The sequence below is a fragment of the Pseudomonas sp. F007 genome, from assembly GCF_057814275.1.
Genome location: NZ_JBVATA010000003.1, coordinates 367,758 through 384,932, shown reverse-complemented (window position 1 = coordinate 384,932; position 17,175 = coordinate 367,758). Strand labels below are relative to the sequence as shown.

Sequence of the window (17,175 nt, the reverse complement as noted above, 5' to 3'; positions counted from 1 at the left end):
CTTATTGAACCTCGACCACAGAGCCCTGCAATCGCTGCAAAGCATCATTGACCGGCTGCGGCAGCAATTGGCGCAGGCAGTTGTAATGACCAAAGCGGCAAGTGCGATCGAAGCACGGGCTGCATTCGATGCCCAGGCGCACGATTTCGACGTGCTCGGCCAACGGCGGGGTGAAGCCCGGCGAGGTCGAACCGTAGACCGCCACCAACGGGCGATTCAGCGCCGCCGCCACGTGCATCAGGCCGGAGTCGTTGGACACCACGGCGTCAGCGCAGGACAGCAGGTCGATGGCTTCGGCCAGCGAGGTGTCGCCGCTGAGGTTGGCCGCTTCTTCGCGCAGGCCGGGAATCAGCCGCGAACGAATATCTTCGCCCACCGCGTGATCGTTTTTCGAGCCGAACAGCCAGACCTGCCAACCGTCGCGAATCTTCGCCTCGGCGACCTTGGCATAGTGCTCGGAGGGCCAGCGCTTGGCTTCACCGAACTCGGCCCCCGGGCACAGCGCCAGCACCGGGCGATCGAGACTCAGGCCGAACTTGGCCAGGGCGGCCTCGCGGGTCACCGGATCAATCTGCAGGCTTGGACGCGGGTACGGCGTGGGCAATTCGGCCCCCGGCTCGTAGGCCAGTGCCATGAAACGCTCGATCATCAGCGGGTAGCGCGCCTTGTCGAGGGTGCGCACGTCATTGAGCAGGCCGTAGCGGAACTCGCCACGCCAGCCCGTGCGCTTGGGAATGCCGGCAAAAAACGGCACCAGCGCCGATTTCAGCGAATTGGGCAGCAAAATCGCCTGGTCGTACTTGCCTGCCAGGGATTTGCCGATGCGCCGCCGCGTCGCCAATTCCAGCGCGCCGTGGCCGAGCGGAAAGCTCAAGGCCTGGCGTACTTCGGGCATGCGCTCGAGAATCGGCCGGCTCCACTCCGGGGCCAGGACGTCGATTTCGCATTGCGGATGACGCTGTTTCAGACACTGGAACAGTGTCTGCGCCATCACCATGTCACCGACCCAACTGGGCCCAACGATCAGAATATTCATGTGCCTTCCAAAAACGAACCGGGGAGGCTGTATGCCTCCCCGTCTCGAGAATCACTGTGGGAGATCCCCTGCGGGAGCCAGTCTGCTGGCGATGAGGCCGGCACCTTCAATCGCGGGCAAGCCCACTCCCACATTGCCCGCCCCCACATTGGGGTTGTGCATTCGCTATCAGCTTAGCCCCAGCTCACGCCAGATCCGCATCACCTGCCGACGCTCTTGCACAAACTGATCGCCTGGAACCACTCCGGCCTCCTTCTGCAGGGCCTGCCGGTGGGCAGCGGCGCGGTAGGCTTTATACACCTCGCGCAGCAGGCTGGCGTCTTCGACCGGCATCAGCCCTTCGTGCTCCAGCTCCTCGGAAATGCGGATATTGTCGGTCCAGCGCAGCAACGGCGGATGGCTATGCGACCACGCCAAAGCGGCGTATTGCACCATAAATTCAATATCGACGATACCACCGGCATCCTGCTTGAGGTCGAACGGCGAGGTCGCTTCAAAGGCATTGGCAGCAGTGCCGGCGGCGGTGCCCTTGGTTCCCAGGTTGTCGCGCATCTTGGCCCGCATTTCGCTGACTTCCTGGCGCAGCTTGGGCAAATCCCGCTGCCGGGCAAGGACTTTGGCGCGGACTTTCTCGAATGCCTGGCCAACATCCTCGCTGCCCACCAGCACGCGCGCGCGCACCAAAGCCTGATGCTCCCAGGTCCAGGCCTCGTTCTCCTGATAACGCTCGAAAGCGCCCAGCGAGCTGACCAGCAGACCCGCAGCCCCCGACGGCCGCAGGCGCATATCGACTTCATATAACTGACCGGAGTTGGTCTGGGTGGTCAATAAATGGATGATCCGCTGCCCCAACCGGGTGAAAAACTGCGCGCCGTCGATGGGCTTGGGCCCGTCGGTTTCCGCCTGCGGGTCGCCGTCATGGATGAACACCAGGTCCAGGTCAGAGCCGTGCCCAAACTCCAGCCCACCCACCTTGCCGTAACCGACAATGATAAATCCCGGATCGCAAATCGTGCCGTCGAGACGCCGCGGCGAACCGTACTTGGCCGCCGTCTGGCGCCATGCCAGGGCCAGCACTTGCTCGAGAATCGCTTCGGCCAGCCAGGTCAGGTAATCGCTGACTTTCATCAACGGCAGGCTGCCGGCGATTTCAGAGGCTGCCACGCGCAAGCGGTGGGCCAGCTTGAAATGACGCAGCGCCTCCATTTGCTGTTCGAGGTCGTCCTCGGGAATTCGCGTCAGGCGCTCGCGCAGTTCGGCGGCCAATTCCGGCGCCAATGGCGGCTTGAACAGGCGCCCCTCGTTGAGCAATTCGTCGAGCAGTAAAGGGAAACGGGTGATCTGTTCGGCAATCCACGGGCTGGCGGCGCACAGGGTCAGCAGGCGGCGCAGCGCCCCGGGGTTTTCCGTGAGCAACACCAGATAGGCGGAGCGCCGAGCCACGGCTTCGACCAGCGGCAGCACGCGCTCCAGCACCAGGTCCGGACTGGCGTGCTCCACCGCCTGGGCCAGCAGGCGCGGGATAAAGGCATCGAGCCGCTCGCGACCGAGGCGCTGCATCGCCCGCAACTGCGGACTGCCGCGCAACCCAGCCAAGGCTTTAAGGGCTTTGGGCGCATCGGCGAAGCCACCTTCCTCCAACTGCCGGCAAGCCGCCTCCTCGTTCTGCGCTTCTTCCCACAGCGGCAGCCACTCGCCGCCGACGATCACCTCACCTTCCTCACCCTCATCCTCGTCAGGATCGGCGATCACCTGGCGGAAATGCCAATCAACTCGGCCGCGCCAGTACATCAGTTGCTCATGGAAGGCTGCCCAGTCGCCAAAGCCCAGCATGAAGGCGATACGCGCCTGATCCTGTTCATTGTCGGGGAGCATTTGCGTCTGCCGATCGGCAATCGCCTGGATCGCATGTTCGGTGTAGCGCAGGAATTCGTAGCCTTCACGCAGCTCGCTGATCACCGCCGGCGGCAGATAGCCCTGCCCCTCCAGCGTGCCGAGCACCTTTAATAGAGGGCGTTGCTGCAGACTCAGGTCGCGGCCGCCGTGAATCAACTGGAAGGCCTGGGCGATGAACTCGACCTCGCGGATACCACCGGCACCCAGCTTGATGTTGTCGGCCATGCCTTTGCGCCGCACTTCCTGCTGAATCAACTGCTTCATGGTGCGCAGCGCTTCGATTGCCGAGAAGTCGAGGTAACGCCGATAGACGAAGGGGCGCAGCAGCTCGAGCAGTTGCGCGCCCTTGGCCTGGTCGCCGGCCACCACCCGCGCCTTGATCATCGCGTAGCGTTCCCAGTCGCGCCCCTGGTCCTGGTAGTACTGCTCCAGCGCATTGAAGCTGAGCACCAGCGCCCCGGATGAGCCGTAAGGGCGCAGGCGCATGTCGACGCGGAACACAAAACCGTCGACGGTGATCGGGTCCAGCGCCTTGATCAGGCGCTGGCCGAGCCGCAGAAAGAACTCCTGGTTATCCAGGGGGCGTTTCACCCCGACCGTTTCGCCGCCCTCGGGGAAGGCGAAGATCAGGTCGATGTCCGATGACAGGTTCAGTTCCACGGCGCCGAGCTTGCCCATGCCGAGAATGACCATCTGCTGCGGTTCGCCGCTGCGCCAGCCGGTCGGCGTGCCGAACTGCTGGCAATGGCGCTGGTACAGCCATTGGTAGGCCTGGTCGATAGAGGCGTCGGCCATGTCCGAGAGATCGCGGCAGGTCTGCACCAGGTCGGCCTGGCGAGTCAGGTCGCGCCAGATGATTCGCACCTGATGGCGGTTGCGCTGGCGGCGCAATGCGCGGGCCAGTTCATCTTCGGTGGTCGCGGCCTGCACCGCCGTGGCGATTTGCGCGCACAACTCGCCCACGGCATAACTGCGCTCAAGCTCGCCGGACTGCACCAGCGCCAGCAACATCAAAGGGTCACGCACGCTCTGTTCAATGACAAAGTCGCTGGCGGCGGTGACCCGGGCGAAATCTGCCCAGCGCTCAGGCGTCCAATTGGACAGGCCGTGATCGTCATCGAGGGTGGCTACCGCCGCGCGGAACGATTGCTCGGCGCGGCTGACCAATGGCAGGAGAATGGCGGGCAGTGGGGCAAGCGAAGGAAGGCTCATGGTCTATCCTTGATCGGCGTAGAAAGGGCGGTTTGTAGTGAACCCGTCACATCCACTACGCAAATGACTGTCGAACAAAAGTTAGAAATAGCTGAAATTCGGTTTTTTTTGGCAGCCAGCATCAAGCTCTACCCAATTGCGAATGACGAAAGACCAAGATTAACGATTATTCTCACAACGCAGCAGGAGGCCACAAGCCGTTCTCCTGTAGTTTTACTACTCGTCTATACAGGCGAAAGGCTGAAATGCCTGAAGATTTGTAGTAAAACTACACGCCGCCGAATAACCTCCGGCAATCCAAGAATTCATAAACGTCTGCCCACAAGGCCAGTCGCTAACTCAGGCAACCGATTCTGGTAGCCTTTCCGCCCTGGAGCAAGCCATGCAAGACCTCGATCCCGTCGAAACCCAGGAATGGCTGGACGCCCTGGAATCGGTTCTCGACAAAGAAGGCGAAGACCGTGCTCACTATCTGATGACCCGTATGGGCGAACTTGCGACCCGCAGCGGCTCGCAACTGCCATACGCCATCACCACGCCTTACCGCAACACCATTCCTGTTACCCACGAAGCACGCATGCCTGGCGACCTGTTCATGGAACGCCGCATTCGCTCGCTGGTACGCTGGAACGCGATGGCCATGGTAATGCGTACGAACCTGAAAGATTCCGACCTCGGCGGTCACATCTCCAGCTTCGCTTCCAGTGCGACCCTGTATGACATCGGCTTCAACTACTTCTTCCAGGCCCCGACCGACGAACACGGCGGCGACCTGATCTACTTCCAGGGCCACACCTCGCCAGGCGTCTACGCCCGTGCGTTCATGGAAGGCCGCATCACCGAAGACCAGATGAACAACTTCCGCCAGGAAGTCGACGGTCAGGGCCTGTCGTCCTACCCGCACCCTTGGCTGATGCCTGACTTCTGGCAGTTCCCGACCGTGTCCATGGGTCTGGGCCCGATCCAGGCGATCTACCAGGCACGCTTCATGAAGTACCTGGAACACCGTGGCTTCATCCAGCCAGGCAAGCAGAAAGTCTGGTGCTTCCTGGGCGACGGCGAGTGCGACGAGCCGGAATCCCTGGGCGCGATCTCCCTGGCCGGCCGCGAGAAGCTGGACAACCTGATCTTCGTCATCAACTGCAACCTGCAGCGCCTCGACGGCCCGGTTCGCGGCAACGGCAAGATCATCCAGGAACTCGAAGGCGTGTTCCGCGGTGCTCAGTGGAACGTCACCAAAGTCATCTGGGGCCGTTTCTGGGACCCACTGCTGGCCAAGGACGTCGACGGCATCCTGCAACGCCGCATGGACGAAGTCATCGACGGCGAGTACCAGAACTACAAAGCCAAAGACGGCGCGTTCGTGCGTGAACACTTCTTCAACACGCCAGAACTCAAGGCGATGGTTGCCGATCTGTCCGACGACGAGATCTGGAAACTCAACCGTGGCGGCCACGACCCGTACAAGGTCTACGCGGCGTACCACGAAGCGGTCAACCACAAGGAACAACCAACCGTCATCCTGGCCAAGACCATCAAGGGTTATGGCACCGGTGCCGGCGAAGCGAAGAACACTGCGCACAACACCAAGAAAGTCGACGTCGACAGCCTGAAGTTGTTCCGTGACCGCTTCGACATCCCGGTCAAGGATGAAGAGCTGGAAAACCTGCCGTTCTTCAAACCTGAAGAAGGCAGCGCCGAAGCCCGCTACCTGAGCGAGCGTCGCACCGCACTGGGCGGCTTCGTTCCTCAGCGCCGCGCGCAAAGCTTCAACATCCCGACGCCACCGCTGGAGACCCTCAAGGCCATCCTCGACGGTTCGGGCGACCGCGAAATCTCCACCACCATGGCCTTCGTGCGGATCCTCGCGCAACTGGTCAAGGACAAGGAAATCGGCCCACGCATCGTTCCGATCATCCCGGACGAAGCCCGTACCTTCGGTATGGAAGGCATGTTCCGTCAACTGGGCATCTACTCGTCCGTCGGCCAGCTCTACGAACCAGTCGATAAAGACCAGGTGATGTTCTACAAGGAAGACCAGAAAGGTCAGATCCTTGAAGAAGGCATCAACGAAGCGGGCGCCATGAGCTCCTTCATCGCTGCCGGTACTTCGTACTCCAGCCACAACCAGCCGATGCTGCCGTTCTACATCTTCTACTCGATGTTCGGCTTCCAGCGCATTGGCGACCTGGCATGGGCCGCTGGCGACAGCCGTACCCGTGGCTTCCTGATCGGCGGCACCGCCGGCCGGACCACCCTGAACGGTGAAGGCCTGCAGCACGAAGACGGTCACAGCCACCTGCTGGCCGCGACCATCCCGAACTGCCGCACCTACGATCCAACCTACGGCTACGAGCTGGCGGTGATCATCCAGGACGGCATGAAGAAGATGACCGAAGAGCAACAGGACGTCTTCTACTACATCACCGTGATGAACGAGTCCTACCAGCAGCCAGCCATGCCGGCCGGTGCCGAAGAAGGCATCAAGAAAGGCATGTACCTGCTCGAGGAAGACAACCGCGAAGCGGCGCACCACGTCCAGCTGATGGGCTCCGGCACCATCCTGCGTGAAGTTCGTGAAGCGGCGAAGATCCTGCGTGAAGAGTTCAACGTCGGCGCCGACGTGTGGAGCGTTACCAGCTTCAACGAACTGCGTCGCGACGGCCTGGCCGTAGAGCGCAGCAACCGTCTGCACCCTGGCCAGAAGCCTAAGCTGAGCTACGTCGAAGAGTGCCTGAACGGCCGTAAAGGTCCGGTGATTGCCTCTACCGACTACATGAAGCTGTTCGCCGAGCAGATCCGTCAGTGGGTACCGTCCAAGGAATTCAAAGTCCTGGGCACCGACGGTTTCGGCCGCAGCGACAGCCGCAAGAAACTGCGTCATTTCTTCGAAGTTGACCGTCATTTCGTGGTGTTGGCAGCCCTGGAAGCACTGGCTGACCGTGGTGACATCGAGCCTAAGGTGGTAGCTGAAGCTATCGTCAAGTTCGGTATCAACCCGGAAAAACGCAACCCACTGGACTGCTGAGGAGAACCCCTGTGAGCGAACTCATTCGCGTACCTGACATCGGCAGCGGTGAAGGTGAAGTAATTGAACTGTTTGTGAAGGTCGGCGACCGTGTCGAAGCCGAACAGAGCATCCTGACGCTGGAATCGGACAAGGCGAGCATGGAAGTTCCAGCTCCCAAGGCCGGCATCATCAAGAGCCTGAAAGTGAAGCTGGGCGATCGCCTGAAAGAAGGCGACGAACTGCTGGAACTGGAAGTCGAGGGTGCCGCTGCGGCATCCGAGGCTCCGGCCGCGGCCCCTGCACCGGCTGCGGCGGCACCTGCTGCCGCGCCAGCCCCGGCGGCTGCTCCTGCAGCAGCTGCGGCCCCGGCTGCCGCCACTGTCCAGGACATTCATGTTCCGGACATCGGCTCGTCGGGCAAGGCCAAGATCATCGAAGTGCTGGTCAAGGTCGGCGACACCGTCGAGGCTGATCAATCGCTGATCACCCTGGAATCGGACAAGGCCAGCATGGAAATCCCTTCGCCGGCTGCCGGCGTCGTGGAAAGCATCGCGGTCAAACTGGAAGACGAAGTCGGCACTGGCGACTTCATCCTCAAATTGAAAGTGACTGGCGCTTCGGCACCGGCCGCTCCTGCACCGGCCGCCGCGCCTGCGGCCCAGGCTGAAGCAGCGCCTGCACCGGCTGCTGCTCCTGCGCCAAAAGCCGAGGCTGCTCCAGCCCCTGCTGCGGCTCCAGCGCCAAGCGCTGGCAAGGTTCACGCAGGCCCGGCAGTTCGTCAGCTGGCCCGTGAGTTCGGCGTCGAGCTGAACGCTGTAGGCGCTACCGGCCCCCACGGCCGCATCCTCAAGGAAGACGTGCAGGTCTACGTCAAGGCGATGATGCAGAAGGCCAAGGAAGCTCCGGCCGCCGGCGCTACCGGTGGTGCTGGCATTCCGCCGATCCCGGTCGTGGACTTCAGCCGCTTCGGTGAAATCGAAGAAGTGCCGATGACCCGCCTGATGCAGGCTGGCGCTGCCAACCTGCACCGCAGCTGGCTGAACGTGCCGCACGTAACCCAATTCGACTCGGCGGATATCACCGAGCTGGAAGCGTTCCGTATCGCGCAGAAAGCCGTGGCCGAGAAGGCTGGCGTCAAGCTGACCGTGCTGCCGCTGCTGCTCAAGTCCTGCGCGCACCTGCTCAAGGAACTGCCGGACTTCAACAGTTCGCTGGCGCCAAGCGGCAAGGCAATCATCCGCAAGAAGTACGTGAACATCGGCTTCGCCGTCGACACCCCTGAAGGCCTGCTGGTGCCGGTCATCAAGAACGTCGACCAGAAGAGCCTGCTGCAACTGGCAGCCGAAGCCGCTTCCCTGGCTGAAAAAGCCCGGACCAAGAAGCTCTCGGCAGACGAGATGCAAGGCGCCTGCTTCACCATCTCCAGCCTCGGCCACATTGGCGGCACCGGCTTCACGCCGATCGTCAACGCGCCGGAAGTGGCGATCCTGGGTGTTTCCAAGGCCACCATCCAGCCAGTCTGGGACGGCAAAGCCTTCCAGCCGAAACTGATGCTGCCGCTGTCGCTGTCCTACGACCACCGCGTGATCAACGGCGCCGCTGCGGCCCGTTTCACCAAGCGTCTGAGCGACCTGCTGGGCGACATCCGTACCATCCTGCTGTAAGACCGGACGGCCCTTCTTCAACGAAGGGCCCTTCGGGTTCCACGTTTTCCGAGCGCCACGCTCGTACCTCAACCCCGCCAATCTGGCGGGGCTTTTTTTGCCCGGCGTTCCTTGAAAGCCTGAATACGCCTACTTCAATCACGGCTGGTCCCCACAGCCAGCGCTGATCCAGACCACATCCCGAGTCCGCTTACCCGCCAATATTTCCTTTGCCACGAGTCATACGATAAGTCGGCCAAGAAACATCATCGCTTCGCGCCCCGCCCCCCCCCAATTCAACGCTGCACTTCGAATGGACTCGAATATGTTCAAGCCCACTGTCGGCCCCATTGTCGGCCACACCACTGCCCATCACACACGCCTGTTTATCCGTGGTGAATCCATCAGCAAGGCAGGACTGTTTGCCGCAGTCCGCTATCGACGCTTAGGCGAGCCGGACTGGTCCGTGCCGGTATTTTCCGAACTTTCAGCGTCCCGCGACCATTCAACCGTCATCGCCCTCAACCACCTGGACAGCGATACGCCTTACGAGTACCAGGCTGGCTGGTTCAACATCGGCAAAGGCCTGGCGAGCACACCGGCCCTGCAGGCACTGCCCCTGCGCTGGCCCGAGGAGATTTACCGGTTGCGCACCCACCCCAGCGAAACGAGCACGCTGCGTGGTTATGTGGTCGGCTCTTGCCGTTACTTGCGCATGACCCTGGGTATCCCGTCGCTGCCATCAAAGGGCGACAAGATCTTCTCGGCCATCCACCAGCTGTCGAAACAACCCTCGACACCGGTGGATGCACTGCTGATGACCGGCGATCAGGTCTACGTGGACGACATGAACATCGTCGGCCCGGATCGCGAATACAAGGAGATCCTGGCCAAGTATCGCGCGGCCTTTTCCCAACCCCATATCCGCGCACTCATGGCCTCGGTGCCGACCTACATGATCCTCGATGATCACGAAATTGAAGATAACTGGCCTGCCAGGGCCGACAACGATTTCGCCCTGTATCGCAATGCCATGGACGCCTACGAGATTTATCAGGCCAGCCACAGCCCGGCCCATGAACTGCTGGAAAGCGGGCAGCCTGCCCGCAAACTGCCGCACTACTGGTACCAGTTCGCCCAGGGCGATATCGAATGGTTTGTCACCGACAGCCGAACCCGGCGCAACCTGACGCCCACTGACCGGCGAATCCTCGATGTCGAGCAGGAATACGCGCTGCTGTCGTGGCTGATCAACAGCCCGGCACGGGTCAAGTTGTTGGTGAGCAGCGTGATGTTCTACCCGGATCGCTCAAGCGCTGACGGTGACGCCTGGAAAGCCTTTCCCGAGCAACGCCTGCGCATTCTGGAAACCATCCGCAGCCATAAGATCAAAAACGTCTTCATTGTCTCTGGCGACGTTCACGGCTCGCTGGTCTCGCGCCTGAAACACACCGAAGATCGCGACTTCGAAGTGCACACCATCGTCTCCTCGCCCTTGTGCAACAGCGTCCTGCTGCCCTATGCCAAGGCCACCTGGTTCATCCTTGACCAGCCCCTGACCCGCACCGTGGCAGGCGACTATCACCTGCAATGGACCAGCCCGGTCATCAGCCAGGACAACTTTGCCTATCTGCGAGTCGAGAGAGAGCACCTCAAAGTGGAGTACCGCGGCCCTGACGGCGAGCACCTGTATTCAGTCGCCCTGCCGTTGCGCCCATAAACCCTCGTAGGAGCCGGTTCCTGGCAGGCTGACTCCTACAATTTACACGCAGTATTTCCTACAGAAGTTAGGCACTCTGCCGATAAAGGCTTATAGCATTTAGCCTTCATCTTCTATTGTCAGTCAGGGCTGCATCATGCAACCTTGCGCCAGGCAACAGAACGGCGGGCGAGAGCCCATCGCGCTCAGCATTTTCGAAGCGAGTTCCTTCAATGAAAAGCCATCCCGATGCCGCCAGCCGAATGGTGGCCGAGGTAGTGACGCAATTGCCTGTGCCCTCGCGGCTGGGCATGCTGCGTTTCGAACGGCTGAATGAAGCGAGCTGGGCCCTGCTGTTCCTCGACCCCAATTGCGAACGCCAATTCGGCCTGCCCGCCGTCGAACTCTGCGCCCTGGTCGGCTCGCCCTACGCCAGCCTGATGGAGCCCGAGGCTCGCTACCAATTGCACGACGCGATCCAGCAGCAACTGAGCGAAGCCCCGCATTACCTGATCCGCTATACCCTGCACACCGCGCAAGGCCCGCTGAGCCTGCTGGAAATGGGCGAAGCCTACAAACAACACAATCGTCACCTGCTGCGCGGCTACCTGCTGGTGGTCGACGGCATGTTCGAAAATGATCCGCTGGTCCCGGCGCTCGACCTGGAAACCCAGAACTCACGCCTGCAGATCGCCCTGGAGCTGAATCAGCGTGCGCAACAGGAACAACTGCAGCACCTGGACCGCATGCGCGCCCAACAAGACCTGATCCTGCTGCTCACGCGCCAGCGCTACAGCTCCGGCAACTCCTTGCAGGAAGCGGCCAAGCTGATCACCCGCAGCGCCTGCGAGATCTACGAGATCGACAGCGCCAGCCTGTGGAACCTCGACGGCCAGCGCCTGCTGCCAATTTCCGCCTACCACCGCGCCTCCCAGGAATACCGCCTGCCCGAGATCATCGACGCCAGCGGCTTTCCCGATTACCTCGAAGCCCTGCACTCCAGCCGGGCCATCGACGCGCACAATGCCATGCACGACCCACGCACCCGGGAAATGGCCGAGAGCCTGCGTCCGCGCGACGTCAACGCCATGCTCGATGCCAGCATCCGCGTCGATGGCCAGGTGGTCGGCGTGCTCTGTCTTGAGCAGATCGGTGTCACCCGCGCCTGGCAATCCGATGAAATTGCCTTCGCCGGCGAGCTGGCCGACCAATTCGCCCAGGTCATCAACAACCACAACCGCCGCACGGCAACCAGCGCCCTGCACCTGTTCCAGCGTGCCGTCGAGCAAAGCGCCAACGCCTTTTTGCTGGTCAACTGCGACGGCGTGGTCGAATACGTCAACCCGAGCTTCACCGCGATCACCCAGTACAGCACCGAAGAAGTCCACGGCTATCGCCTGTCGGAACTGCCGGCCCTGGAAAACCTCAGCGAACTGCTGTTCGATGCACCCTCCAGCCTGGCCAAGAGCAACAGCTGGCAAGGTGAGTTCAAGAGCCGGCGCAAGAACCTGGAACCCTACTGGGGCCAACTGTCGATCTCCAAGGTGTACGGCGACAACCGCGAACTGACCCACTACATCGGCATCTACGAAGACATCACCCAGACCAAGCTCGCCCAGCAACGCATCGAGCGCCTGGCCTACACCGACAACCTGACCAACCTGGGCAATCGCCCGGCGTTCATCCGCAACCTCGACGAACGCTTCGCCCGCAACAGCGACAGCCCGACCTGCCTGCTGCTGGTGGACATCGACAACTTCAAGCGGATCAACGACAGCCTCGGCCACCAGACCGGCGACAAGCTGCTGATCAGCCTGGCCCGGCGCCTGCGTAACAGCCTGAGCCCGAGCGGCAGCCTGGCGCGGTTTGCCAGTAACGAGTTTGCGGTATTGCTGGACGACGCCAGCCTGAGTGTCGGCCAGCAGATGGCCAGCCAGTTGCTGATGACGCTGGACAAGCCGATGTTCGTCGACAACCAACTGATCAGCGTAACCGCCTCGGTGGGCGTGGCCTGTGCGCCGTTGCACGGCAGCGACCCGCAGACCCTGATGCGCAACGCCGGCCTCGCGCTGCACAAGGCCAAGGCCAACGGCAAGCATCAGGTCCAGGTGTTTACCGAAGCCCTGAACGCCGAGGCCAGCTACAAGCTGTTCGTCGAAAACAACCTGCGACGCGCCCTGACCCAGAATGAGCTGGACGTGTTCTACCAGCCCAAGCTGTGCCTGCGCACCGGTCGCCTGCTGGGGATGGAGGCGCTGCTGCGCTGGAATCATCCGGAAAAGGGCATGATCCGCCCGGACCAGTTCATCAGTGTTGCCGAAGAGACCGGCCTGATCATCCCGATCGGCAAGTGGATCGCCCGCCAGGCCTGCCGCATGAGCATCGAGCTGAGCGCCGCCGGCCTGGGCAACCTGCAGGTGGCAATCAACCTGTCGCCCAAGCAGTTCTCCGACCCGGACCTGGTGTCGTCGATCGCCAACATTCTCAAGGAAGAACAACTGCCCGCCCATCTGCTGGAGCTGGAACTGACCGAAGGCCTGCTGCTGGAAGCGACCGAAGACACCCACCTGCAACTCGACCAGCTCAAGCGCCTGGGCCTGACCCTGGCCATGGACGATTTCGGCACCGGTTATTCATCCCTCAGCTACCTGAAGAAATTCCCGATCGACATCATCAAGATCGATCGCAGCTTTATCCATGAAATCCCGGACAACCAGGACGACATGGAAATCACCTCGGCGGTGATCGCCATGGCCCACAACCTCAAACTCAAGGTGGTGGCCGAAGGGATCGAGACCGCCGCGCAACTGGCGTTCCTGCGCCGCCATCGCTGCGACGTCGGCCAGGGCTACCTGTTCGACCGGCCGATCCCCGGCACCGAGCTGATCGACAAGCTCAAACGCTATCCGCGTGGCCCAATCGCCTGACAGCGCGGTAACACTCGGGCACACTGGCGGTCTGACTCCTTATTACATCCCCAACCTGACTGGAGGACTGATCATGGTCTTGCGCTCGGAAATTCTGGTGAATAAAAACGTGCTGCCTACTCAAGAACAAGCCCTGCCTGGCCGTGAAACAGCGATGACGCTGCCGGAAAACCACTTCGTGTTCAAAGACACGCCGTTGCTCGGTCCGTTTTTCCAGGATGTCGACTTCGCGATCTTCGGCCTTGGCTGCTTCTGGGGCGCAGAGCGTCGCTTCTGGCAGCGTGAAGGCGTGGTCAGCACGGTGGTCGGTTACGCCGGCGGCTTCACCCCGAACCCGACTTACGAAGAGGTCTGCTCGGGCCTGACCGGCCACACTGAAGTCGTGCTGGTGGTGTATGACAAGGCCAAGGTCAGCTACAACGAACTGCTGGCGATGTTCTGGGAACTGCACAACCCGACCCAGGGCATGCGCCAGGGCAATGACATCGGCACCCAGTACCGTTCAGCCATCTATGCCACGACTCCAGAGCAACTGGAGGCGGCACAGAAGAGCAAGGCCACCTATCAGGCTGAATTGACCAAGGCCGGCATGGGTGAAATCAGCACCGAGATCGACCAGGCGCCAACCGTGTACTTCGCCGAGGCCTATCACCAGCAGTACCTGGCGAAAAACCCTCAAGGCTATTGCGGGATCGGCGGCACAGGCGTGACTTGCCCGATCTGAAAAAGAAAACCTGTAGGAGCCGGCTTGCCGGCGATGGCGGCAGTGGGCTCAGCAGTGCCCTCTGCACCGATATCGCCGACAAACCGGCTCCTACAGGGAGGCTGGAATGCAGCAATTACTCAGCAATTAGCCAATCCATCTGCCACCCACCCTGGGTCTGGCCCAGCTTCTGCGACAGCCACGGCAGCAGCTCACGCAACTCCTCCTCCAACCCCCACGGCGGATTGGCAATCGCCAGCCCGGACCCGTTCAGGCTGTTCGGCGTGTCCAGCGGATGCACCAGCAACTCCACGCGCAACAGCTTCGGCGCACCGCTGCCAGCCAGGTCCTGGTAGAAGCGTCGCAGCATGCGCTGGTCCTTCACCGGGTACCAGATCGCAGCGACGGTCTGGCGCATCCGGCCAATCGCTTCCTTGAGCGACGCGGCACAACGCTGCATCTCGTCGAGCTTCTCGAACGGCGGGTCGATCAGCATCAGGCCACGCTTTTCCGGCACCGGCAACAGCGCACGCGGCACATGCCAGCCTTCGCCCAGGTGCACCTTGACCCGACGGTCGCCTTTCATGTTGTCCTTGAGCAGCAAGCCATCTTCCGGATGCTTTTCATTGAGCAGCACGCGGTCCTGCGGCCGCGTCAGGCGCCGCGCCAGCTCTGGCGAGCCTGGGTAATAGCGCAACTGGCCATCCGGGTTCATCTCATGCAGCACCTGCATGTAGTCGGCCGTCAGGATTGGCAGGTCCGACTCGCCCCACAACCGCGCGATACCTTCCAGATACTCCCCGGTACGGTTGGCCTGATCGCCTTGCAGGTCATACAAACCAATGCCGGCATGGGTGTCGAGATAGGCAAACGGCTGCTCCTTGCGCGACATCAGGGCGATGAGGCGGGTCAAGGTCAGGTGTTTGAACACATCGGCGTGATTGCCGGCGTGGAAGGCGTGACGATAATTCATGGCTGCTCCTGCGAAGGAGGCGAAGTTTACCCTGTAGCGCGCCCAGCGTCAGGGGTTCGCAGCTGAGTGGCCCGCGTCCCGGCGCCGACCTGGCTCCCGGTCAGTAATGACAAGCAAAAAAAACGGCCCGCACCTTGAGGCTGCGAGCCGCTTTTTTGATCAATAACTGATCAGGGCATAAGCCCCGCCAATCACTTGTTCAGGTGGAAATCTTTCTCTGCCGCAGCAAAACGCTGCAGCATGCCTGCCGAAGGCTCACCCAGCTTGCTGACCAGGAAGATGGCCAGGCTGGCGAAGATGAAGCCCGGGATGATTTCGTACAGGCCCAGCAGGGCGAAATGCTTCCAGACGATCACGGTGATCGCGCCGACCAGGATACCGGCCAGTGCGCCGTTACGGGTCATGCCTTTCCACAGCACCGAAATCAGCACCACCGGACCGAAGGCGGCACCGAAGCCGGCCCAGGCGTAGCTCACCAGGCCCAGTACGCGGTTTTCCGGGTTGGCGGCCATGGCGATAGCAATCAGCGCAACCACCAGGACCATCGCACGACCGACCCACACCAGTTCCAGCTGGGAAGCATTTTTACGCAGGAACGCCTTGTAGAAGTCTTCGGTCAGGGCGCTCGAGCACACCAGCAACTGGCAGCTCAGGGTGCTCATCACCGCAGCCAGAATGGCCGACAGCAGCACGCCCGCGATCCATGGGTTGAACAGGATCTTCGCCAACTCGATGAACACGCGCTCGTGGTTTTCGGTCACTGGACCAGCCACTTCCGGGTGCGCCGAGAAGTAAGCGATGCCGAAGAAGCCTACCGCCACGGTACCGCCCAGGCACAGGATCATCCAGGTCATGGAGATGCGACGGGCATTGGCGATCGACTTGACCGAATCCGCCGCCATGAAGCGCGCCAGGATGTGCGGTTGACCGAAGTAGCCCAGGCCCCAGCCCATCAGCGAGATGATGCCGATGAAGGTGGTGCCTTTGAGCATGTTGAAGTTTTCAGGGTTCTGCGCCTCGATGGCGAGGAACGTGGTGTCGACGCCACCGGTGGCCAGCAGCACGATGATCGGCGTCAGCAACAGGGCGAAGATCATCAGCGTGGCTTGCACGGTGTCAGTCCAGCTCACCGCCAGGAAACCACCGACGAAGGTGTAGGCAATGGTCGCTGCAGCACCGGCCCACAGCGCTGTCTCGTAGGACATGCCGAAGGTGCTTTCGAACAGACGGGCGCCAGCCACGATGCCGGAGGCGCAGTAGATGGTGAAGAACACCAGGATCACGATCGCAGAGATGATCCGCAGCAGGCCGCTTTTATCTTCGAAACGGCTGGAGAAGTAGTCCGGCAGGGTCAGCGCGTCGCCGTTGTGCTCGGTCTGAACGCGCAGACGACCAGCAACGAACAGCCAGTTCAGGTAGGCACCGACGATCAGGCCGATGGCGATCCAGCTTTCCGACAGACCGGACATGTAGATGGCGCCCGGCAGGCCCATCAGCAACCAGCCGCTCATGTCGGAAGCACCAGCGGAAAGCGCAGTCACGACGCTGCCCAGGCTACGGCCACCGAGAATATAGTCGGAAAGGTTGTTGGTGGAGCGATAGGCCATGAAGCCGATCAGCACCATTGCTGCGATGTAGATCACGAACGTGATCAGGGTTGGATTGCTTGCACTCATTGAGTTACGCCCTGGCTTTGTTTTTATGTAGCGGCGGTCTGATGGAGCGCCGCCAAACGATTACGCTTGAAAGACGATCGGATAATCCGCGCATTTATGACCGATGTTTCCCCAGGAAAGCCATCGGCCGATGAATCGTCTCGTGGACGGTTGCACCTTGGGCGCGAATCCTATTCAACAAAGCAAATGAGGTGCAACCTGTTTCGCCCGAATAAGTTGCACCCAGTCGGAAATTTATTTTGCGGGACAGTTTCTTGCTCCCTTTCGGAGCAAGAAAGCCAGGCGACTGCGAGAAAATGCACTCACAACGTGCGCGTCTGATGGACCGGTATTTATTTCCTGACGAGCTGCCGAGCCGTCCAGCAAAAAAAGGGTTGCACCCGGTTGCACCTCTTTCAGC

The 17,175-nt window shown here is 61.3% G+C and carries 9 protein-coding genes; 5 read left to right on the top strand and 4 right to left on the bottom strand.

Annotated elements, in window-relative coordinates; translation table 11 throughout:
• Position 1: 1 nt before the first annotated feature.
• Both waaF and glnE read right to left on the bottom strand, forming a co-directional pair.
• A complete protein-coding gene (gene waaF, locus ACZYR5_RS09180; protein WP_489089331.1) occupies positions 2-1,036 on the bottom strand; it encodes a lipopolysaccharide heptosyltransferase II in 1,035 nt (344 codons plus the stop codon).
• Positions 1,037-1,204: 168 nt separating this feature from the next.
• Positions 1,205-4,144 (bottom strand): bifunctional [glutamate--ammonia ligase]-adenylyl-L-tyrosine phosphorylase/[glutamate--ammonia-ligase] adenylyltransferase, encoded by a 2,940-nt coding sequence (gene glnE / locus ACZYR5_RS09175; RefSeq protein ID WP_489089330.1) that lies wholly within the window; start codon positions 4,142-4,144, stop codon positions 1,205-1,207.
• A 382-nt stretch (positions 4,145-4,526) separates the two neighbouring features.
• On the opposite strand from glnE, the gene aceE reads away from it, so the two are divergent.
• The 5 genes from aceE (at position 4,527) to msrA (ending at position 14,147) form a co-directional block, all read left to right on the top strand.
• Entirely contained in the window at positions 4,527-7,172 is a 2,646-nt protein-coding gene (gene aceE / locus ACZYR5_RS09170) for a pyruvate dehydrogenase (acetyl-transferring), homodimeric type (protein WP_489089329.1), read from the top strand.
• 11 nt (positions 7,173-7,183) lie between these two features.
• Positions 7,184-8,818, top strand: coding sequence for a dihydrolipoyllysine-residue acetyltransferase (gene aceF / locus ACZYR5_RS09165; RefSeq protein WP_489089328.1), 1,635 nt, complete (start codon positions 7,184-7,186; stop codon positions 8,816-8,818).
• 304 nt (positions 8,819-9,122) lie between these two features.
• Entirely contained in the window at positions 9,123-10,517 is a 1,395-nt protein-coding gene (locus tag ACZYR5_RS09160; protein ID WP_489089327.1) for an alkaline phosphatase D family protein, read from the top strand.
• A 212-nt stretch (positions 10,518-10,729) separates the two neighbouring features.
• A complete protein-coding gene (locus ACZYR5_RS09155) occupies positions 10,730-13,423 on the top strand; it encodes a sensor domain-containing phosphodiesterase (protein WP_489089326.1) in 2,694 nt (897 codons plus the stop codon).
• 73 nt (positions 13,424-13,496) lie between these two features.
• Positions 13,497-14,147: a peptide-methionine (S)-S-oxide reductase MsrA gene (gene msrA, locus ACZYR5_RS09150; protein WP_489089325.1), complete on the top strand. Its 651-nt coding sequence runs from the start codon at positions 13,497-13,499 to the stop codon at positions 14,145-14,147.
• A gap of 115 nt (positions 14,148-14,262) precedes the next feature.
• Here the strand turns inward: msrA and ACZYR5_RS09145 are convergent, their stop codons facing one another.
• Positions 14,263-15,099: a 23S rRNA (adenine(2030)-N(6))-methyltransferase RlmJ gene (locus ACZYR5_RS09145; RefSeq protein WP_489089324.1), complete on the bottom strand. Its 837-nt coding sequence runs from the start codon at positions 15,097-15,099 to the stop codon at positions 14,263-14,265.
• A gap of 191 nt (positions 15,100-15,290) precedes the next feature.
• Positions 15,291-16,775: a sodium/proline symporter PutP gene (gene putP, locus ACZYR5_RS09140; protein WP_489089323.1), complete on the bottom strand. Its 1,485-nt coding sequence runs from the start codon at positions 16,773-16,775 to the stop codon at positions 15,291-15,293.
• Positions 16,776-17,175: the final 400 nt, after the last annotated feature.

Bases quoted from the DNA above. Each gene is read 5' to 3' on its own strand.
- waaF (WP_489089331.1), bottom strand. From the start codon at position 1,036: ATGAATATTCTGATCGTTGGGCCCAGTTGGGTCGGTGACATGGTGATG.
- glnE (WP_489089330.1), bottom strand. From the start codon at position 4,144: ATGAGCCTTCCTTCGCTTGCCCCACTGCCCGCCATTCTCCTGCCATTG.
- aceE (WP_489089329.1), top strand. From the start codon at position 4,527: ATGCAAGACCTCGATCCCGTCGAAACCCAGGAATGGCTGGACGCCCTG.
- ACZYR5_RS09160 (WP_489089327.1), top strand. From the start codon at position 9,123: ATGTTCAAGCCCACTGTCGGCCCCATTGTCGGCCACACCACTGCCCAT.
- ACZYR5_RS09155 (WP_489089326.1), top strand. From the start codon at position 10,730: ATGAAAAGCCATCCCGATGCCGCCAGCCGAATGGTGGCCGAGGTAGTG.
- msrA (WP_489089325.1), top strand. From the start codon at position 13,497: ATGGTCTTGCGCTCGGAAATTCTGGTGAATAAAAACGTGCTGCCTACT.
- ACZYR5_RS09145 (WP_489089324.1), bottom strand. From the start codon at position 15,099: ATGAATTATCGTCACGCCTTCCACGCCGGCAATCACGCCGATGTGTTC.
- putP (WP_489089323.1), bottom strand. From the start codon at position 16,775: ATGAGTGCAAGCAATCCAACCCTGATCACGTTCGTGATCTACATCGCA.